Raw genomic sequence first — 19,531 nt, 5'->3', positions numbered from 1 at the left:
CTTGCACGATCTTACACAAGCTTTGGGCCGGGAACGAGGCTTCGCTGTGCGGCCGGGAAAATCCGGCGGAGACCGCGTTTTCGGGGCGCACGGCAGGACTGCGGACTTGACCACGCCGGGCAAACGGGTCAGAACACGTTTCATGACAACGGCCAAGCGGACCCTGATTTCGATCCTCATTATTTGCAGCTAGCGACAACGCTGGCTGTGGCCGTTCCCCTCATGCTCGATGCTCCTCCACACCGGAGATGAGACGGACGCCCCGGCCAGACGGCCAGGAGACGACCGATCATGCATTCCCAGCATCCTTTGAAGCTCACCAATACCTTGACGCGTTCGAAGGACATCTTCGTGCCGGAAGATCCGTCGAACGTGCGCATGTATGTCTGCGGGCCGACGGTCTATGACTTCGCCCATATCGGCAATGCCCGGCCAGTGATCGTTTTCGACGTGCTCTATCGCCTGCTGCGCCATCTCTACGGCATGGAGCATGTCACCTATGTGCGCAACATCACCGACGTCGACGACAAGATCAACGCGCGCGCCCTGCGCGACTATCCCGACTTGCCGCTCAACGACGCCATTGCCCGCGTCACGCAGAAGACCGCCGACCAGTTTCATGCCGACGTGAAGGCGCTCGGCTGCCTCGCGCCGAGCGTGGAACCGCGCGCGACCCAGCATATCCCCGGCATGATCGCGATGATCGAGACGCTGATCGCCAAGGGCAACGCCTATGTGGCGGAGGGCGAGGTGCTTTTCGACGTTGCCTCGATGCCGGCCTATGGGGGGCTGTCACGGCGCAACCTGGAAGACCAGAAGGCCGGCGCGCGCATTGCCGTCGAAGGCCACAAGAAGAACCCCGGCGACTTCGTGCTGTGGAAGCTCTCCTCCGACGAGGAACCCGGCTGGGACAGCCCCTGGGGCCGGGGGCGGCCGGGCTGGCACATCGAATGCTCGGTGATGAGCGAGGCGCATCTGGGCGCGACCTTCGACATTCATGGCGGCGGGCTGGACCTGATTTTCCCGCACCACGAGAACGAGATCGCCCAGTCCTGCTGCGCCCATGACACGGACAGGATGGCGAGCGTCTGGCTCCACAACGGCTTCGTCCAGGTGGAGGGGAAGAAGATGTCCAAATCGGAGGGCAACTTCGTCACCATCCATGATCTTTTGGCGAGCGAGAAATTCGGCGGGCGGAAATGGCCCGGCGAGGTGCTGCGTCTCGCCATGCTGATGACCCACTACCGCGAGCCGATCGATTTCTCCGTCAAGCGGCTGGAAGAGGCTGAGCGCAGATTGGCCGGATGGCGTCGTGTGTTTGAAGACAAAACGCTTGTATCTGTCGAGGCCAAACACTCCGAGCGCTTCATTGGCAAGCTGGCGGATGATCTGAACACTCCTGAGGCTTTGAATCTTCTGACGGTGTTTGCCGGATATGCGCGAGGGACCGGAGCTGAATATCAGCGTGGTGGCGAGGCTGCATCCGACAATCCTTCGCCTGAGCTAGCCGCAGCTTGGCTGAAAGGAAGTGCAGAATTACTGGGGTTGTCTATGGAACCTCAAAACAAGGTCTCCGCTGCTCACCAAAAACGCGTCGACGAACGTCTCGAAGTCCTGCGTGAGGCAGACGTGGCAAAATTGGCTGGCGACAAGGACCTCATGAAACAGAAGTTCATCGAGGCTGACAGCATTCGCGAGGAACTTGATAAGGCGGGGATCCAGCTCAAGGACGGCAAGGACCCTGAGACCGGCATGCGCGTCACGACTTGTGAGGTTAGGCCGTGACACCGCCCCGCTCTCCCGTCTCCCCCCGTGAGGGGGAGATGTCGGCCTTTGCCGACAGAGGGGGGGATGGAGCCTCTCCGCACGGAGGGAGGTCGGTGGCGGGCTTCGTTGCCCCCCTCTGTCTCCTTCGCAGACATCTCCCCCTCAGGGGGGGAGAGGGGCGCGTGGGGCGTGGCCGTGGATCGGGTCGGCTGGGTGCTGCGCCCAACGGCAGGGTCGATGTCGTCGACCCGGTGAACTTGAGCCGCGCGACGGCGCTGGCAGCTTTGCCTGTGCGACTTCCCCGCTCTCCCGTCTCCCCCCCTGAGGGGGAGATGTCGGCATTTGCCGACAAAGGGGGGTATGGAGCCTCTCCGCACGGAGGGAGGTCGGGAGTGACCTCCGTTGCCCCCCTCTGTCTCCTTCGGAGACATCTCCCCCTCAAGGGGGGAGAGAGGCGCGCGGGGTGGCATCGTGCGATGGGTCGGGCGGTGCCAGCGTGGCGACCGCTCGGCGGTTTTGCGCAGACTCAGCCCAGTTCAAAAGCCTCAGTCTCTTTGCCTCAGCGATTGACCCGCTCTCCACTCTCCCCCCCTGAGGGGGAGATGTCGGCATTTGCCGACAGAGGGGGGGATGGAGCCTTTCCGCACGGAGGGAGGTCGGGGGCCGGCTTCGTTGCCCCCCTCTGTCTCCTTCGGAGACATCTCCCCCTCCAGGGGGGAGAGAGGCGCGCGGGGCGTGGCCGTGGATCGGGTCGGGCAGTGGCATCGTGGCGACCGCTCGGCGGTTTTGCGCAGACTCAGCCCAGTTCAAAAGCCTCAGTCTCTTTACCTCAGCGACAGCCCCGCTCTCCCGTCTCCCCCCCTGAGGGGGAGATGTCGGCATTTGCCGACAGAGGGGGGGATGCAGCCTTTCCGCATGGACCGAGCTTGAAGGCGGTCTCCGTTGCCCCCCTCTGTCTCCTTCGGAGACATCTCCCCCTCAGGGGGGGAGAGGGGCGCGTGGGGCGTGGCCGTGGATCGGGTGTTGCGGTGTCGTCGAGGCGTCGTGGTCTCAATTCTGATTGGTGTCGAAATCAGCCGTTTCCGACGGCGCTGGCAGCTTTGCCTCAGCGATTGACCCGCTCTCTCGTCTCCCCCCCTGAGGGGGAGATGTCGGCCTTTGCCGACAGAGGGGGGTATGGAGCCTCTCCGCACGGAGGGAGTTCGGGGGCGACCTCCGTCACCCCCCTCTGTCTCCTTCGGAGACATCTCCCCCTCAGGGGGGGAGAGGGGCGCGTGGGGCGTGGCGGTGTGTCAAACCGCGGTCGAGGATGGCTTTTGGAGAGTAGTCCATACTCGGGGGATGCAGGCATGCCTCATCGTGACGTTTCAAGGTCCCTGCGCGCGAACGCGAGATCTCTTCGCAAGACGATGACCCCGGCGGAGAAGAAGCTGTGGGCCGTGCTCCGGGGCCACAGGCTCGACGGCATCGCGTTTCGCCGGCAGATGCCGATTGCCGGCTACATCGTCGATTTTGCCGCGCCGTCACACAAACTCATCGTCGAACTCGACGGGTCGCAGCATGGAGAGGCGGCTGGCCTTGATGCCGACCGCCTGCGGGACGCGCGGCTTGCTGAGCTTGGCTGGACGGTCTTGCGCTTCTGGAACCGGGATGTGCTCGACGAGCTTGACGGCGTCTGCCGAAAGATCCTGGACACCTGCGCGACAGGAGACCCGGCATGAGCACGTCCGAGATCCACACCGGCGGCTGCCAGTGCGGCGCGCTGCGCTTTCGGGTGAGCGGACCGCTGGGGACGGCCTCGATCTGCCATTGCCGCATGTGCCAGAAGGCGTTCGGCGGGTTCTTCGGCGCGCTCGTCGCCGTTCCCAAGGGCGCGCTCGCGTGGACGCGCGGCGGGGCGCCGGCCCGGTTTCGCTCCTCCAATCACGTGGCGCGCGGGTTTTGCGAAACCTGCGGCACCCCGCTGACCTATGAGGAGCCGGACGGGTCGGTGGCGCTTGCGATCGGTGCTTTCGACCATCCCGACGCGATCCCGCCGACGATCCAGTATGGCGTCGAAGCCAAGCTTGCCTATGTCGACACGCTCGGCGACCTTCCGGCGCGCGAGACGCTGGACGATCTCGCGGCTGCCGCCTTTCTCGAGACCATCGTCAGCCGTCAGCACCCCGACCGCGACACGAACAGTTGGCCGCCCGAGGAATGGGCGGGCGATACCTGGCCGAAGTCCGGCCCGTCCTCCAACGACTGACCCCACAAAAGACCGGTCCCGATGAACGACCGGCGGCCCCAAGGACATGAAGACATGACACGCGAACGCCTCACCCTCTTCGACACCACCCTGCGCGACGGTGCGCAGACGGCGGGCATCGATTTCTCGGTGGAGGAGAAGATCGTGATTTCCGAACTGCTGGAGCGGCTCGGGGTCGACTATGTGGAAGGCGGCTATCCCGGTGCAAACCCGACCGATACGGCCTTTTTCGCAGAGAAGCGTACGCGGTCGGCCACCTTCACCGCCTTCGGCATGACCAAACGCGCCGGGCGTTCGGCTGCCAATGACCCCGGGCTCCAGCTGGTGCTCGGCTCAAAGGCCGATGCGGTCTGTCTCGTTGCCAAGGCCTGGGACTATCACGTCAAGGTGGCGCTCGGCTGCTCCAACGAGGACAACCTCGTGTCGATCCGCGAGAGTGTGGAGGCGGTGCGGGCCTCGGGGCGCGAATCATTGATCGACTGCGAGCATTTCTTCGACGGCTACAAGGCCAATCCCGACTATGCGCTCGCTTGCGCCCGTACAGCCTATGAGGCCGGCGCGCGCTGGGTGGTTCTCTGCGACACCAATGGCGGCACGTTGCCGTCGGAAATCCGCGAGATCGTCGCCAGGGTGCGCGAGGTCGTTCCGGGCGAAAACCTCGGCATCCACGCTCATGACGACACGGGCCATGCGGTTGCCAACACGCTGGCCGCCGTCGATGCCGGCGTGCGGCAGATCCAGGGCACGCTGAACGGCATCGGCGAGCGCTGCGGCAACGCCAATCTCATCACCCTCGTGCCGACCCTGATGCTGAAGGCGCCGTACCGGGAAGCCTTCGAGCTGGGCGTGACGAGCGATGCGCTGGCCGAAATCACGGCGATCTCTCGCGCCTTCGACGAAATCATCAACCGCTCGCCGGACCGTCACGCGCCCTATGTCGGGGCCAATGCCTTCGCCACCAAGGCGGGCATCCATGCCTCGGCGATCCTCAAGGAGCCGGAGACCTACGAGCATGTGCCGCCGGAAAGCGTCGGCAACCGGCGCCGGGTCCTTGTGTCCGACCAGGCGGGGAAGTCCAACCTGCTGGGCGAACTCAAGCGGCTGGGGATCTCCGTCGACAAGGCGGATCCGAGGCTCGACGCGCTCCTGAACGACGTCAAGGAACGCGAGGCGCAAGGCTATGCCTATGAGGCGGCGGATGCGTCCTTCGAATTGCTCGCCCGTCGCCGGCTCGGCGAGGTGCCGAAGTATTTCGACGTGAAGTCCTTCCGCGTGATGGTCGAGCGTCGCCACAATGCGCTCGGCGAACTCGTCACCGTGTCGGAGGCGGTGGTGAAAATCGATGTCGACGGCGATGCACGCATGTCGGTGGCGGAAGGAAACGGTCCCGTCAACGCGCTCGACAATGCGCTGCGCAAGGACCTGGGGCGTTTCCAGGATCGCATCGACGAGATGGAATTGATTGATTTCAAGGTGCGTATCCTCAATGGTGGTACAGGCGCGGTCACGCGCGTCCTGATCGAAAGCCAGAACCGTCGCACCCACAAGCGCTGGTTCACGATCGGGGTTTCAAGCAATATCGTCGACGCGTCGTTCCAGGCGCTGCTCGATTCCCACACCTTTACGCTCCTCAAGTCGGCGGGCTGACCGCCGGCGCCGCCACAGGTCACCATTATGAGCCTTCCTCACACGAGTGAGGCGGAAGATGCCGAACGCCGCCTCGGTCTGATATTCGCGTTCACCGCTTATGTTTTGTGGGGCGTTCTTCCCGTCTATTACAAGTGGACCTCGGCGGTCGGGGCCGACGTGGTCGTCGCGCATCGCATTCTCTGGTCGGTGGTGTTTCTCGGTATTTTCCTGACCCTGCGCGGCCGCATGGGGGAGGTGCGCGACGCACTTTTCGACCGCAAGCGCCTGCCCATGCTCGCCCTGTCGGCTGCGATCATTTCCCTGAACTGGCTGATCTTCATCTGGGCGGTTGCCGACAACCGCATCCTCGAGGTGAGTTTCGGCTATTTCGCCAATCCGCTGGTTTCGGTTGCCATCGGCCTGATCGTCCTGAAGGAAAAGCTCAGCCGCTGGCAGGCGGTGGCCATTGCCATCGCCGCGCTCGCCGTGGCGATCCAGGCGGTGGCGCTCGACGCCTTTCCCTGGGTCTCGGTGGGCCTTGCCTTCACCTTTGCCACCTACGGTTATCTGCGCAAGATGGTGGTGGTGGGGGCCTCGCCGGGCCTCATGGTGGAATCGATCCTGCTTGCTCCGCTTGCTCTTGGCTACCTGCTATATTCCGGCGTCTGGGAAGGGCATTATGTCTTCCCGCTGGACAATCCGGGCCTTCTGCTCCTCCTGGCGGGAACCGGCATCGTGACCGCCTTTCCGCTCGCGCTGTTTGCTGCCGGCGCGCGCCGGTTGCCGTTGTCGATGATCGGGTTGTTGCAATACATGGCGCCGACCCTGCAGCTGATCCTCGCGGTCTTCATCTATGGCGAAGACGTCGATCCGATGCTCTTTGCGACCTTCGGGCTCATCTGGATATCGCTCGCGATCTTCACCACCGACATGTTCTATCGCCGGGAGAGGCGTCCGCGTGGCGGCGCTGCATAGGCCGGCGGCGGTCATCTTGCGGAAAGGAGAACGGGCGCGAGGAGGGTCCTCGCGCCCGCAATCTCATTCAATTCTGATTGCCGCCTTTCAGACGGCCTTCAGCAGCACGTGGCGCTTCTTGCCGAGCGACAGCTTGATCACGCCATCCTCCAGCAGGTCCGCCTCGCCGAGCACGCGCTTTTCGTCGCCCTCGACCTGATCGTTCACGCGGGTGCCGCCGCCCTTGACCTGACGGCGGGCCTCGCCGTTGGAGGCGCAAAGCCCGGCCGTGACGAAGGCGGCGAGCAAGCCGATGCCGTCCGCCAGATCGGCGCGCGGCACCTCCACCGTCGGCAGGCCGCCGGCCATCGCGCCTTCCTCGAACGCCCGGCGCGCGGTGTCGCCGGCTGCCTCTGCCGCCTCGCGGCCGTGCGCCATTGCGGTTGCCTCGGTCGCCAGCACCTTCTTGGCCTCGTTGATTTCCGAGCCGCCAAGTGCGGCGAGACGGGCGACCTCGTCGAGCGGCAAGGTCGTGAACAGCTTGAGGAAGCGTTCCACGTCGCCGTCCTCGGTGTTGCGCCAGAACTGCCAGTAGTCATAGGCCGACAGCATGTCCGGGTTGAGCCAGACAGCGCCCGAGGCGGTCTTGCCCATCTTGGCGCCCGAGGCGGTGGTGAGCAGGGGCGTCGTCAGTGCGAAAAGCTCGACCTCTTCCATCCGCCGGCCGAGATCCACGCCGGAGAGGATGTTGCCCCATTGGTCGGAACCGCCCATCTGGACGCGGCATCCGGTGCGGCGGAAGAGCTCGACGAAGTCGTAGCCCTGGAGCAGCATGTAGTTGAATTCTAGGAACGACAGATGCTGTTCGCGTTCCAGGCGCATGCGCACCGCGTCGCGCTGGATCATCTGGTTGACCGAGAAATGCCGCCCGACCTCGCGGAGGAAGTCGACATACTGCAGGCCCATCAGCCAGTCGGCGTTGTCCATCATCACCGCGTCCCTGGGGCCGTCGCCGAAGGACAGGAAGCAATCGAAGACCTTGCGGATGCCGTCCTTGTTTGCCTCGATCTGGGCATCGTCCAGCAGCGGGCGGGCATCGTCGCGGAAGGAGGGATCGCCAATCCGCGTGGTGCCGCTGCCCATCAGTGCGATGGGGCGGTGCCCGGTTTTCTGCATCCAGTGCAGCATCATGATCTGGACGAGCGACCCGACATGCAGGCTCTTGGCCGTGCAGTCGAAGCCGATATAGGCGGTGACCGTCTCGGACCGATACAGATCGTCGAGCCCCTGGGGGTTCGAGATCTGATGGATGAAGCCCCGATCGCTGAGGGTCTTCAAGAACTCCGATTTGAAAACGGTCATTTGTCTGTTCGTCCGTTGTGGGGTTGGCTGTGGCTGCCCGTGTCGCGACGCGCGCAGGCGCCACGCCTTGCGGGACCCGGGCGGGGCCGCGCAGGCCCGACCCTCATAACCGAAGTTGTCGGCGAGATCACGGGGGAATTGCCTGTTCGGGCAGAGGTGCTGCCATGCACTGGCGTCAGAACAAAAAAAGCGGCCGGAAAACCGGCCGCGAAAGTTTGCGGGTCGAGGTCGGGCGCAGGTCGCGTCGACATCGAGCCGTTTCTACCAACGCCGCATGACGCGCCGGTGACGGGCAAGGCGGGTAGGCCAAATGCAAAAAGGCCCCGCATTGGCGGGGCCTTCTCGAAAGTCTGGCGGTGAGGCCAAGAGGCGTCAGAGGGTTTCCTCTTCCGCCTCGCCCTCTGCGGAGGCGTCCGCCTCGTCTTCGTCTTCGCCTTCGGTCTCGCCTTCGGCGTCCTCGTCTTCCTCTTCTTCGAACTCGAAGGTGTCGAAGTCGCGCGACGTCAGATCTTCACCGCGCGCCTGGCGCTCGGCTTCATCGTTGGAACGGGCGATGTTGAGGCTGATCTCGACCTCCACTTCGGGGTGGAGAACGATCACGACGTTGTGCACGCCGATGGTCTTGATCGGCTTGTCGAGGCGCACCTGGGCGCGCGACGCGGAGAAGCCGCCGTCGGTCATGGCGTCGGCGATGTCGCGGGTCGAGACCGACCCGTAGAGCTGACCGGTTTCGCCAGCCTGGCGGATCGCGATGAACGTCGTGCCGTCGAGGGACTTGGCGACGCTTTCGGCCTCGGCCTTGCGTTCCAGGTTGCGGGCCTCGAGCTGCGCGCGCTCGTTTTCGAAGCGCTGCATGTTGGCCTTGTTGGCACGAAGGGCCTTGCCCTGCGGCAGAAGGTAGTTACGGGCGAACCCGTCCTTGACCCTCACCGTTTCGCCCATCTGGCCAAGCTTGGCGACGCGCTCCAGAAGAATGACTTGCATGTCGTATATCCTTGTCGTCTGTCCCGCACCGTCTGGCGGTGCGGTTAGGGGCCCCCGTCAGAAACGGGTCGACCCCAGCCGATTGCAGGTGTTCGCGATCTTACTTGATCACGAAGGGCAGGAGCCCGAGGAAGCGCGCACGCTTGATGGCGCGGGCGAGTTCGCGCTGCTTCTTCGCCGACACCGCGGTGATGCGGCTCGGAACGATCTTGCCGCGCTCCGAGATGTAGCGCTGAAGCAGACGGATGTCCTTGTAATCGATCTTCGGTGCGTTGGCACCGGAGAACGGGCAGGTCTTGCGACGGCGGAAGAAAGGACGCCGCGTCGGGAGCTGAGCGATATCAACCATTGCGTTCTCTCCTTAGTCGTCGTTGCGGCGGGGGCCGCGATCGCCACGGTCACCACGGTCGCCGCGATCACGGTCACCGCGTCCGCCGCGTCCGCCACGACGGTCGTCGCGGTCGCGCTTCTGCATCATTGCGGAGGGCTCGTCCTCGTGCTCGTCGACCTTGATGGTCAAAAAGCGCAGGACGTCCTCGTTCAGACGCATCTGACGTTCCATTTCCGCGACCGCCGCAGGCGATGCATCGAGGTTCATCAGCGTGTAATGCGCCTTGCGGTTCTTCTTGACGCGATAGGTCAGGGTGCGCAGGCCCCAGGCCTCGACCTTGCCGACGCTGCCTTCGTATTCTGCGATCAAAGCCTTGTACTGCTCGACCATCTGCTCGACCTGCTGGGCCGAGACGTCCTGGCGAGCCAGGAACACATGCTCGTAAAGCGGCATGGATTGTGCCTTTCTTCAGGTTCATAAACCCCGGAACACGGCGCTAAGCCTCTTCGAGCCTTCAAGAAAGGCAAATCGAAGCAACTTCGAAGGCGGAGACACGGGAAGGCGGACGCTTTCGCCGTCCTGCCGATTGTCCAAGGGAATTCCATGTGACAACCGGTCTTCCGTTCAGCCCCCGGCCAGAGTTCCGAACGAAGTGGCGCTTATACACCAGTTGGGTCCATGTGCAAGCCGGGCCGACAAACGGGCACTGTTTTTTTCGCAAGCGACCTTGACAGAAAGGTGGGTGAGCGTCTCTTTGCGGCCAACTCACAAGGTGGCGCCGGAGATGCAGTCCCCAAGCGTCGCACATTAGAAGGTGGAGACAGCGCGATGAGCATCGCTTTCACGTTCCCCGGACAGGGAAGCCAGGCGGTCGGCATGGGCCGCGACCTGGCGGAGCAGTTTGCCGAGGCGCGGGCCGTCTTTCAGGAAGTCGACGAGGCGCTCGGCGAGAAGCTCAGCGAAACCATGTGGAACGGCCCGGAAAGCGATCTCACGCTGACGGCCAACGCGCAGCCGGCGCTGATGGCGGTGAGCCTTGCCACGATGCGTGTTATCGAGTCGCGCGGTCTCGATCTGAAGGCGTCCGTCGCGTTCGTCGCCGGTCATTCGCTTGGTGAATACTCCGCGCTTGCCGCGGCCGGTGCTTTGAGCGTTGCAGATGCCGCGCGTCTCTTGCGGATTCGCGGCGACGCGATGCAAAAGGCGGTCCCGGTGGGCGAGGGCGCCATGGCGGCGCTGCTCGGGCTCGATTTCGACGCCGCCGTCGAGGTCGCCCGCGAGGCGGCCGGCGGCGAGATCTGCCAGGCGGCCAACGACAATGCGCCGGGTCAGGTCGTGGTCTCCGGCCACAGGGCCGCCGTGGAACGCGCCATCGAGATCGCCAAGGCCCATGGCGCGCGGCGCGCGGTGTTGCTGCCGGTCAGTGCGCCGTTCCATTGCGCGCTGATGGCGCCGGCCGCTAACGTCATGGCCGAGGCCCTCGCGGCCGTGGAAATGAAGACGCCGGCAGTGCCGCTTGTTGCCAATGTGCTTGCGGCTCCGATCAGCGACCCCGCCGACATTCGCCAGCGGCTCGTCGAGCAGGTGACGGGAACCGTGCGCTGGCGCGAATCCGTTTCCTGGATGGCGGGCGCCGGTGTCGACACGGCCTTCGAGATCGGCACGGGCAAGGTGCTGAGCGGAATGGTCAAGCGCATTTCCAAGGACATGACCGGGTCGCCGGTCAATACGGCTGCCGACATCGACACGCTGATGGACCGTTTGCAGTCCAGCTGACACAGTGTGTTTTTCAGACCACCGATTTGAGGATTTCGTGCGTATGTTCGATCTGACTTCGAAAACCGCTCTCGTGACCGGCGCCACCGGCGGGCTTGGTGCGGCCATCGCCCGTGCCCTTCATGCCAATGGCGCCACGGTCGCGCTGTCGGGAACGCGTGCCGAGAAGCTCGAGGCGCTTGCGGCCGAGCTTGGCGATCGCGTGCATGTCGTTCCGGCGAATCTGTCCGACCGCGAGGCCGTGGACGCCCTGGTGCCGGCGGCCGAAAGCGCGATGGGCCAGGTCGACATCCTGATCAACAATGCCGGCATCACCCGCGACAACATCTTCATGCGCATGAAGGATGAGGAATGGGACCAGGTGCTGGAGGTCAATCTTACCGCCGGATTCCGCTTGTGCCGCGCCGCCGTCAAGGGAATGATGAAGCGCCGGTCCGGCCGCATCATCGGCATTGCCTCGGTGGTCGGCGTGACCGGCAATGCCGGCCAGGCCAATTACGCGGCCGCCAAGGCCGGCATGATCGGGATGGCCAAGTCGCTGGCGCGCGAGGTCGCGGCCCGCAACGTGACCGTGAACACCATCGCGCCCGGTTTCATCGAGACGCCGATGACGGACGCCCTGAACGACAAGCAGAAGGAATCGATCCTCGGATCGGTTCCCGCCGGCCGGCTGGGGCGGGCGGATGAAATCGCCGCCGCGGCGCTCTATCTGGCAAGCGACGAAGCCGGTTATGTCACCGGCGAGACGCTTCACGTGAATGGCGGTATGGCCATGATTTAAAAAGGGAAATGCCGCGACTGGCGCGGCCTTTCCCCCTGTGTTTCGAAGGGCTTTCCCGCGACTGGTCAAGCCCTGGAAAGTGTGTTACGAACCCGCCGGCCAGCAGACCCGTTCACGAAGGTTCGGCGCTCGGGCGTGGCCGGTCCGGCGGGGGAAAACAACCTATCCGGGCCTGGTGCGGGCTGGTACCCCATTCACCGCGTTCCGAAGATCGGGTACGAGGTACGGCGCTGAGCGCTAAATCAAGCGAACTACTGTTGGAAGCAATCGAGGAATCAAAATGAGCGACATCGCGGATCGGGTAAAGAAGATCGTCATCGAACATCTCGGCGTCGATGCCGACAAAGTCACCCTGGAGGCGAGCTTCATCGACGATCTGGGCGCCGACAGCCTGGACACGGTTGAGCTGGTCATGGCTTTCGAGGAAGAGTTCGGTGTCGAGATTCCGGACGATGCGGCCGAGACGATCCTGACGGTCGGGGACGCTGTCAAGTTCCTGGAAAAGGCCGCCAGCTAATCGAATTTGAATGCCGCGCCGGATGGGACATCGTCCCTCCGGCGCGCCTACATACGGGTATGAAATGAGGCGAGTTGTCGTTACTGGCCTTGGCATGGTCTCGCCGATGGCGTGTGGTGTCGAGGAAAGCTGGACTCGGATTCTGAACGGCGAAAGCGGGGCCTCCCGCGTCGACCATTTCGAAGTCGAGGATCTCGCCTGCAAGATTGCCTGTCAGATCCCGCGCGGCGACGGTTCGAACGGGACATTCAATCCAGACGACTGGATGGACCCCAAGGAACAGCGCAAGGTCGACGATTTCATCGTCTTCGCGATGGCGGCCGCCGAACAGGCGATCCGCGATTGCGGCTGGGCGCCCAAGACCTACGAAGAGCAGGTCCGCTCCGGCGTTCTGATCGGCTCCGGTATCGGCGGACTTCAGGGAATAGAGACAACGTCGCATGTCCTGCGCGACAAGGGCCCGCGCCGCGTGTCGCCCTTCTTCATTCCCGGCCGGCTGATCAACCTCGCCGGCGGTTACGTTTCCATTCGTCACGGTCTCAAGGGACCGAATCATGCGGTTGTCACCGCTTGTTCGACCGGCTCGCACGCCATTGGCGACGCTGCCCGTCTGATCGCGCTGGACGATGCCGACATGATGGTGGCCGGCGGGACGGAATCCCCCGTCTGCCGGATCTCGCTTGCCGGCTTCGCTGCCGCGCGCGCGCTTTCCACTGGTTTCAATGAAAATGCCCAGGGCGCGTCGCGTCCCTATGACAAGGACCGCGACGGCTTCGTCATGGGCGAGGGCGCCGGCGTGGTGGTGCTCGAGGAATATGAGCGTGCCAAGGCCCGCGGCGCCAAGATCTATGGCGAAGTGGTCGGTTACGGTCTTTCCGGCGATGCGTATCACATCACCGCACCGTCGTCGGACGGCGATGGCGCCTATCGCTGCATGCAGGCCGCACTCAAGCGCGCGGGCATGACGCTCGGCGAGGTCGATTACGTCAACGCCCATGGCACCTCGACGCCGCTGGGTGACGAGATCGAGCTTGGCGCCGTCCAGCGGCTGGCCGGCGATGCCGCGTCGCGGCTCACGATGTCCTCGACGAAATCCTCCACCGGGCACCTTCTGGGCGCCGCCGGTGCGATCGAGGCGATCTTCTCGCTTCTGGCGATGCGCGACAACATCGTGCCGCCGACGATCAATCTCGAGAATCCGTCGGTTGCGACCGAAATCGATCTGGTCCCGAATACGGCCAAACGCATGACGGTGGACACGGCCCTGTCCAATTCCTTCGGGTTTGGCGGGACAAATGCGTCTCTCGTCTTCCGCAAGGTTGCGGCCTGAGGCCGGCGCCCCGGGCGCCGGCTGACTGACAGCATGAACGGGCTTCGCGGTTTGGCCATATTTTCACGGCATGTGGCGAACCCATTCCTTCGATCAAACTGACCGGATGGGTTATGAGCGACAAGCCGACAGACGATTCCGACACTGGCAGCGAGGGTGAAACGCCGGTTTACCGGCCGAACCCGAAGAGCCCGCGCGAGGCCATCCAGCCCGAGCCGGCGCCGCAGCCGCCCGCCCGCTCGCGCCATGTGCGAAACCCGATTGTCATCGTCATCAACTTCCTGTTGTCGCTCGCCGTTCTCGGCGTGATCGCCGCCGGCGGCCTGCTGTACTGGGGCAAGGCCGAATTCGAGGCGCCCGGTCCCGCAGCCAGCGAAAAGACGGTGATCATTTCATCCGGATCGAGCCTGCAGCAGATCGCCGACACGCTGGAGAATCAGGGCGTCATCGAGAACGCCTATCTCTTCTGGGCCGGTGTGCGTGCCTACAAGAACGCCGGAAAGCTGAAGGCGGGCGAATATGCCTTCGCCGCGGGAAGCTCGATGCAGGACGTCATGGAAGACCTGGTCAGCGGCAAGGCCGTCTACCATATGGTCACCGTGCCGGAGGGCTGGACCAGCCAGCAGATCGTCGAGCGCGTGCGCGAGCATGAGGTCCTGACCGGAAAGCTCGACGAGATTCCGCCCGAGGGCTCGCTGTTGCCGGAGACCTATACCTTCACGCGCGGCGCCACGCGGGCGCAGGTCATCAGCCAGATGCGGGAGGCCCAACAAAAGGCACTCGCCGAAATCTGGGACCGCCGGATCGAAGGTTTGCCGGTCGAGACCCCGGAGGAGCTGGTGATCCTTGCTTCCGTGGTGGAAAAAGAAACGGCGCGGGCCGATGAGCGGCCCCGGGTCGCCGGTGTCTTCGTCAACCGTTTGCGGCGCGGCATGCGGCTGCAATCGGATCCGACCATTCTTTACGGTCTCTACGGCGGCGACGCCTGGAACCGCGATCGGTCCGGCATCACCCGGTCTCAGCTCGACGCGCGCAATCCCTACAATACCTATCAGATCGACGGCCTGCCGCCGGGTCCGATCGGAAATCCGGGTCGCGCGGCGATGGAGGCGGTGGCCAATCCGTCGCGGACGAAGGATCTGTTCTTCGTGGCGGACGGCACCGGCGGTCACGTCTTTGCGGAAACCTACGAGCAGCATCAGCGCAATGTGGTCAAGTGGCGCGAGATTGAACGGACGCGCCGCCAGCAGGAACGCGAGAATTCCTCGGGCGAAGCCTCCGGCGGCGAAAGCGGCAACGACGGCTAGACAGGGGCCGGAACGGCGCCGCCGTGTTCCGGAAAAGGCGCAAGCGGGGCACGCCAATGGGCAAGACGACATCAGCAGAGGCCGAAGCGGGCGGGTGCAATCGCGCGGGCGCTCTGTCCAGCATGACCGGTTTTGGGCGCGTCGACGCAGGTGAGGGCGGCGCGCGCTGGACCTGGGAGTTGCGCTCGGTCAATGGCAAGGGGCTCGACGTCCGCCTGCGCCTGCCGTCGGGACTTGAAGGCCTTGAAAGCCATTGCCGCGAAACGGTCGCCGAGGCGGTGTCGCGTGGCAATGTCACCGTCGGCCTGAGTTTTCAGCGGGCACAGGGCGAGGCCGTTCCCCAGATCAACGAAGCGGCGCTCGATGCCTTTCTTGCCGCGCTCGAGATCGTGCACAGGCGTGTGCCCGACGCGGCTCCCGTCGCGCTTGAGGGCATTCTCGCGCAGCGCGGCATCATCGAGTGGAAAGAGCCCGAGGAGGATCCGGCCGAGCGTGAGCAACTGATTTGCGCGCTCCAGGCCAGCCTCGCGGATGCGCTTGCGGCACTTGTCGGCATGCGTCGCAGCGAGGGCGCCGCGATCGAGGCGGTGCTGCGCGGACAGTTGCGCGACATCGCCCGCCTGACCCAGGCCGCGGAAGCCGCGCCGTCCCGGCACCCGGAGGCCATTCGCGCGCGGCTCGCCACGCAGGTCGAGGCGCTTCTCGGCACGAGCGCGCCCCTCGACGCCGAGCGGTTGCACCAGGAGGCGGTGCTGTTGGCGACCAAGGCGGACATTCGCGAGGAACTGGACCGGCTTCAGGCCCATGTCGAGGCGGCTCTCGCACTCCTTGACGGGGGCGGTGCCGTTGGGCGGCGACTGGACTTTCTGGCGCAGGAGTTCAACCGCGAGGCCAATACGCTGTGTTCCAAATCGAATGGAACGGAATTGACCGCCATCGGTCTTGAGCTCAAGACGGTGATCGACCAGATGCGCGAGCAGATACAGAATCTGGAGTAGGGGCGAATGAGCGAAGCGGAAACCGGAACGGTGGTCACCGCCGACGAGGCTGAGGCGCAACGGCGCGGGCTGATGCTGGTGTTGTCGTCGCCCTCGGGCGCGGGCAAGTCCACCATCGCACGCCAGCTCCTGGAGCAGGAGAGCAACCTCAAGCTGTCCATCTCCGTCACGACCCGCCCTCGCCGGTCGAGTGAAATCGATGGCGTGCACTATCATTTCATCTCGCGCGAGCGTTTCGAGCAGATGCGTGATCGCAACGAGCTTCTGGAGTGGGCGGAGGTTCACGGCAATTATTACGGCACGCCGAGCGATCCGGTCGAGGAGGCCCTGTCCCAGGGGCAGGACGTTCTCTTCGACATAGACATTCAGGGAACGTTCCAGCTTTATGAGGCCGTCCGGCCGGATGTCGTGTCGGTCTTTATTCTTCCGCCCTCGATTGCAGAGATGAAATCACGTCTGCACCGGCGCGCGGAGGATACGCCCGATGTCATCCAGCGCCGTTTGAAGACCGCCGTCGGCGAAATGAAACACTGGTGCGAATACGATTACGTCATCGTCAACGAAGACCTGCAGCGCGCCTATGACGGTGCGCGGTCGATTCTGCGCGCGGAGCGGCTTCGCCGGGAGCGTTGTCCTGCCATCGGCACCTTCATCGAGGGAATGGTCGAGGACCTGCGCCGCGAGACGGACGGCGCCTGAGCGACACGCTCACGCGAAGGCTTGCGCCAGCTTCACGAACTCCGCGATATCGAGCTCTTCGGCCCGGCGGGTCGGCTCGATCCCGGCCGCCTCGAGGCGGCTCAGAGCGTCGCCGTCAAGGGCCTTGAGGCTCGCCCTCAGCATCTTGCGGCGCTGGCCGAAGGCGGCGGCGGTCACGCGTTCCAGCGCCTTCAGGTCACAGGGAAGCGGTGTTGCGCGCGGGGTCAGGTGGACAATCGCCGAGGTGACCTTCGGCGGCGGTGTGAAGGCCTTGGGCCCCACATCGAAGGCAATTTCCGCATGGCAGCGCCAACCGACGAGAACGCCGAGGCGCCCATAGGCCTTGGAGCCCGGCGCTGCGACGATGCGTTCGGCCACTTCCTTTTGAAACATCAGCGTGAGCGACTGCCAGGCCGGCGGCCATGTTTCCTGAGCCACCCAGCCAAGCAACAGCTGGGTCCCGACATTGTAGGGGAGATTGGCCACGATCTTCAGCGGGCCGTCGTCGGCGATCTCGGAAAGGCGAAGCGTCAGCGCGTCGGCGTTTCGAATGTCTAGCCGCCCGGGATAATGCGCCGCGACCTCCTCCAGCGCCGGGAGGCAGCGCGTGTCCTTTTCCACCGCGACAACGCGCCTGGCACCGGCGACAAGAAGGGCGCGCGTCAGGCCTCCCGGGCCCGGTCCCACTTCCAGCACGGTGGCTTGCGAAAGATCGCCGGCGGTGCGCGCGATCCGCAGTGTCAGATTGAGGTCGAGCAGGAAATTCTGCCCGAGCGACTTGCGCGCCTGCAGGTCATGCGTGCGAATGACGTCGCGCAGCGGCGGCAGCGTGTCGATCTGGCTCATTCCACCAGGCCGGGGTCGGCCATGACGGCGGCAAGCCGGACCGCGGCGGCGAAACTGTCGGCGCGCGCGGTGCCGGAGCCGGCGATTTCCAGCGCCGTCCCGTGATCTGGCGACGTGCGCACGAAGGGAAGCCCAAGGGTCGCGTTCACCGCATCGTGGAAGGCGAGCGTCTTGGCCGGGATGAGGGCCTGATCGTGGTACATCGCAAGCGCGCAGTCGTAGGTCGACCGCGCCTCTTCGTGGAACATCGTGTCGGCGGGAAGCGGCCCGCGCGCGTCAATTCCCTCGGCCCGCAATTGCGCGATTGCGGGTTCGATGATGTCGGTATCTTCCCGCCCGATGGATCCGTTTTCGCCCGCATGCGGATTGAGCCCGGCAACGGCCAGACGCGGCGCCTCGATGCGAAAGCGCGACATGAGGTCGGCGTTCACGATCCGGGCGGTCTCGACGATCGACTGTGTCGTCAGCGCTGCGGGAACCGCGCTCAGCGGGATATGAATGGTCACGGGAACCGCCAGAAGGTCCGGTCCGGCCAGAAGCATCACGGGGCGCAGGGTGTCGTGGCCGGCTTCGCGGGCGAGTGCGCCGAGGTATTCCGTATGTCCCGGATGGTCAAAGCCCGCGTCGTAAAGCGCCTTCTTGTTGATCGGGTTGGTCACCACCGCACCCGCGCGGCCCGCCAGCGCGTCGGCGACGGCCATGCGGATCGAGGTGAGCACCGCTTCGGCATTGGCGCTGTCGGCGATGCCGGGCCGGTCCTCCACCGATGCGGGGAGGGGAACGACCGGCAAGGCGTTCGGAAAGGTCTCCAGCGCCGCTTCGACGGTGGTCTTGCGCAACTTGATCTTGAGGCCCATGCGCTCGGCGCGCGCTGCCAGCAGCGCCGGGTCGGCGAGGACGTAGAAGGGCGGCAGGTCGCGCGCGACCCGCTCGCTATAGGCTTTGAGGGTCACGTCCGGCCCGACCCCGCCCGGGTCGCCCATGGTGACGGCGAGGGGCAGGACGCTGCTGCGCATGGCGTTCATCAGCGGTAGTCGATGATCGCGCGGCTGCGCAACTCGCGCAGATAGCGGCGGCTCAGCTGCTGGCCTTCCTTGGCGCGCAGGTCCTCTTCCACTTCCATGCGGGCGGCGGCATTGCTTTCGATTTCCCGCTTTTCGCAAACCGCGAAAACCTCAAGGCCGTTCGGCGTGCTCTGCGGCGCCGTTGCCTTGCCGGCAGGCGTTTTCTCGACAAGCTGTTGCAAATCGTCGGGCAGTTCCGTTTCCAGCCTGAGCTGAGCCGGGCGCACCACGACCTCGCGGTACTTCTGCGCCAGGGCTTCTGACTGGTCGCAGGAATTGAAGGCGCGCCGAAAGGCCTCGGCATCCCGGCGGCGCTGGTTCTTGAAAGACGAGGAGGATTTTGAGGGAATGACGAAAATCACCGACTGGAGCCTGTATTCCATGCTCTTGTCGGTTTCCTCGTCGTCCTTCTTGCGCAGAGCGGCCAGAACGTCGGATTCGGCGATGCGAACCTCCTGGCGAAAGCGAGCACGCAGGATCTGACCCCAGCCGATTTCGGCCTCCAGACGGTCGCGGAGCGTTTCCGGGCGCACGCCCGCCTGACGCAACGCCTGGCCAAGCTGTTTCGGCGAGAGTTTCACGCGGCGGGCAAGGGTGGCATAGGCGTCATCGACCTCGGCCTGGGACACACGAATGCCGGCGCGCTCTGCTTCCTGCATCTTCAACTGTTCGTCGATCAGTTCTTCCATCGCCGAACGTCGCGCGGCCGCCCCCCCGCGACCTGTCGTCAACCGCAACAGTCCCGCGCGCTGCTTGATGTCGTAGGATGTGATCGGCTTGCTGTTCACCACCACCTTGATGGAGGTTTGCGCAGCGAGCGGGTCCATCGTCAGACCTGCCGCAAGCAACAGACCGACGGCTGCGAAAAACCAGCGCCTCACAGTCATTCCCTTCCCCTTTTCGCCTTGCCGGCTCGCCCCTGCGTCAACGGCGATGGT

General features: G+C 64.6%; 19 protein-coding genes. 12 read left to right on the top strand and 7 right to left on the bottom strand.

All coding sequences use genetic code 11. The features are described from left to right. Positions 1 to 291 precede the first annotated feature (291 nt). The 5 genes from cysS (at position 292) to rarD (ending at position 6,619) form a co-directional block, all read left to right on the top strand. On the top strand, positions 292 to 1,785 hold the full coding sequence (gene cysS / locus G572_RS0104090) for a cysteine--tRNA ligase (RefSeq protein WP_029057389.1): 1,494 nt from the start codon (positions 292 to 294) through the stop codon (positions 1,783 to 1,785). Positions 1,786 to 3,116: 1,331 nt separating this feature from the next. After that, the gene (locus tag G572_RS0104085; RefSeq protein ID WP_029057388.1) at positions 3,117 to 3,488 is read left to right on the top strand and encodes an endonuclease domain-containing protein; all 372 of its coding nucleotides are present in this window, start codon (positions 3,117 to 3,119) and stop codon (positions 3,486 to 3,488) included. Continuing rightward, positions 3,485 to 4,015 carry a GFA family protein gene (locus tag G572_RS22405; protein ID WP_051241565.1) on the top strand — a complete coding sequence of 177 codons (531 nt, stop codon included), beginning with the start codon at positions 3,485 to 3,487 and terminating at the stop codon, positions 4,013 to 4,015. Before G572_RS0104085 ends, G572_RS22405 begins: the two co-directional genes overlap by 4 nt. Positions 4,016 to 4,069: 54 nt before the next feature. Continuing rightward, positions 4,070 to 5,662, top strand: coding sequence for a citramalate synthase (gene cimA / locus G572_RS0104075; protein WP_029057387.1), 1,593 nt, complete (start codon positions 4,070 to 4,072; stop codon positions 5,660 to 5,662). 27 nt (positions 5,663 to 5,689) lie between these two features. Next, positions 5,690 to 6,619, top strand: coding sequence for an EamA family transporter RarD (rarD, locus tag G572_RS0104070; RefSeq protein WP_029057386.1), 930 nt, complete (start codon positions 5,690 to 5,692; stop codon positions 6,617 to 6,619). 87 nt (positions 6,620 to 6,706) lie between these two features. Here rarD and tyrS read toward each other — a convergent pair whose 3' ends face one another. From tyrS to rpsF, 4 genes are all read right to left on the bottom strand, one after another. Continuing rightward, complete coding sequence (gene tyrS / locus G572_RS0104065) at positions 6,707 to 7,960, bottom strand: tyrosine--tRNA ligase (RefSeq protein ID WP_029057385.1); 1,254 nt, start codon at positions 7,958 to 7,960, stop codon at positions 6,707 to 6,709. A gap of 372 nt (positions 7,961 to 8,332) precedes the next feature. Beyond that, on the bottom strand, positions 8,333 to 8,944 hold the full coding sequence (gene rplI / locus G572_RS0104060) for a 50S ribosomal protein L9 (protein WP_029057384.1): 612 nt from the start codon (positions 8,942 to 8,944) through the stop codon (positions 8,333 to 8,335). A gap of 100 nt (positions 8,945 to 9,044) precedes the next feature. Continuing rightward, positions 9,045 to 9,293, bottom strand: coding sequence for a 30S ribosomal protein S18 (gene rpsR, locus G572_RS0104055; protein ID WP_029057383.1), 249 nt, complete (start codon positions 9,291 to 9,293; stop codon positions 9,045 to 9,047). 12 nt (positions 9,294 to 9,305) lie between these two features. Then, entirely contained in the window at positions 9,306 to 9,728 is a 423-nt protein-coding gene (rpsF, locus tag G572_RS0104050) for a 30S ribosomal protein S6 (RefSeq protein ID WP_029057382.1), read from the bottom strand. A gap of 375 nt (positions 9,729 to 10,103) precedes the next feature. On the opposite strand from rpsF, the gene fabD reads away from it, so the two are divergent. The 7 genes from fabD (at position 10,104) to gmk (ending at position 16,683) form a co-directional block, all read left to right on the top strand. Continuing rightward, positions 10,104 to 11,051, top strand: a complete 948-nt coding sequence (gene fabD, locus G572_RS0104045) for an ACP S-malonyltransferase (protein WP_029057381.1) — start codon at positions 10,104 to 10,106, stop codon at positions 11,049 to 11,051. A gap of 43 nt (positions 11,052 to 11,094) precedes the next feature. Then, positions 11,095 to 11,832, top strand: a complete 738-nt coding sequence (gene fabG / locus G572_RS0104040; RefSeq protein ID WP_029057380.1) for a 3-oxoacyl-[acyl-carrier-protein] reductase — start codon at positions 11,095 to 11,097, stop codon at positions 11,830 to 11,832. Positions 11,833 to 12,112: 280 nt separating this feature from the next. After that, positions 12,113 to 12,349 (top strand): acyl carrier protein, encoded by a 237-nt coding sequence (locus G572_RS0104035; protein ID WP_029057379.1) that lies wholly within the window; start codon positions 12,113 to 12,115, stop codon positions 12,347 to 12,349. Between the two features lie 64 nt (positions 12,350 to 12,413). After that, positions 12,414 to 13,679, top strand: coding sequence for a beta-ketoacyl-ACP synthase II (gene fabF, locus G572_RS0104030; RefSeq protein ID WP_029057378.1), 1,266 nt, complete (start codon positions 12,414 to 12,416; stop codon positions 13,677 to 13,679). A 113-nt stretch (positions 13,680 to 13,792) separates the two neighbouring features. Beyond that, on the top strand, positions 13,793 to 14,986 hold the full coding sequence (mltG, locus tag G572_RS22400) for an endolytic transglycosylase MltG (RefSeq protein ID WP_051241563.1): 1,194 nt from the start codon (positions 13,793 to 13,795) through the stop codon (positions 14,984 to 14,986). Positions 14,987 to 15,108: 122 nt separating this feature from the next. Further along, entirely contained in the window at positions 15,109 to 15,984 is an 876-nt protein-coding gene (locus G572_RS0104020; protein WP_029057377.1) for a YicC/YloC family endoribonuclease, read from the top strand. A 6-nt stretch (positions 15,985 to 15,990) separates the two neighbouring features. Then, entirely contained in the window at positions 15,991 to 16,683 is a 693-nt protein-coding gene (gene gmk, locus G572_RS0104015) for a guanylate kinase (RefSeq protein ID WP_029057376.1), read from the top strand. Positions 16,684 to 16,692: 9 nt separating this feature from the next. On the opposite strand, the gene rsmA is transcribed toward gmk, so the two are convergent. Genes rsmA through G572_RS0104000 form a run of 3 tightly spaced genes read right to left on the bottom strand, consistent with a single transcriptional unit; the run spans position 16,693 to position 19,480 of the window. Next, complete coding sequence (gene rsmA / locus G572_RS0104010; RefSeq protein WP_029057375.1) at positions 16,693 to 17,529, bottom strand: 16S rRNA (adenine(1518)-N(6)/adenine(1519)-N(6))-dimethyltransferase RsmA; 837 nt, start codon at positions 17,527 to 17,529, stop codon at positions 16,693 to 16,695. Next, positions 17,526 to 18,545 (bottom strand): 4-hydroxythreonine-4-phosphate dehydrogenase PdxA, encoded by a 1,020-nt coding sequence (pdxA, locus tag G572_RS0104005; RefSeq protein WP_029057374.1) that lies wholly within the window; start codon positions 18,543 to 18,545, stop codon positions 17,526 to 17,528. The genes rsmA and pdxA overlap by 4 nt, the downstream gene beginning before the upstream one ends. Before the next feature lie 8 nt (positions 18,546 to 18,553). Then, on the bottom strand, positions 18,554 to 19,480 hold the full coding sequence (locus tag G572_RS0104000; RefSeq protein ID WP_169391282.1) for a SurA N-terminal domain-containing protein: 927 nt from the start codon (positions 19,478 to 19,480) through the stop codon (positions 18,554 to 18,556). Between the last annotated feature and the right edge of the window lie 51 nt (positions 19,481 to 19,531).

The organism is Stappia stellulata DSM 5886 (assembly GCF_000423705.1).
GTDB lineage: Bacteria > Pseudomonadota > Alphaproteobacteria > Rhizobiales > Stappiaceae > Stappia > Stappia stellulata.
This window is presented reverse-complemented; position numbering and strand designations above follow the sequence as displayed.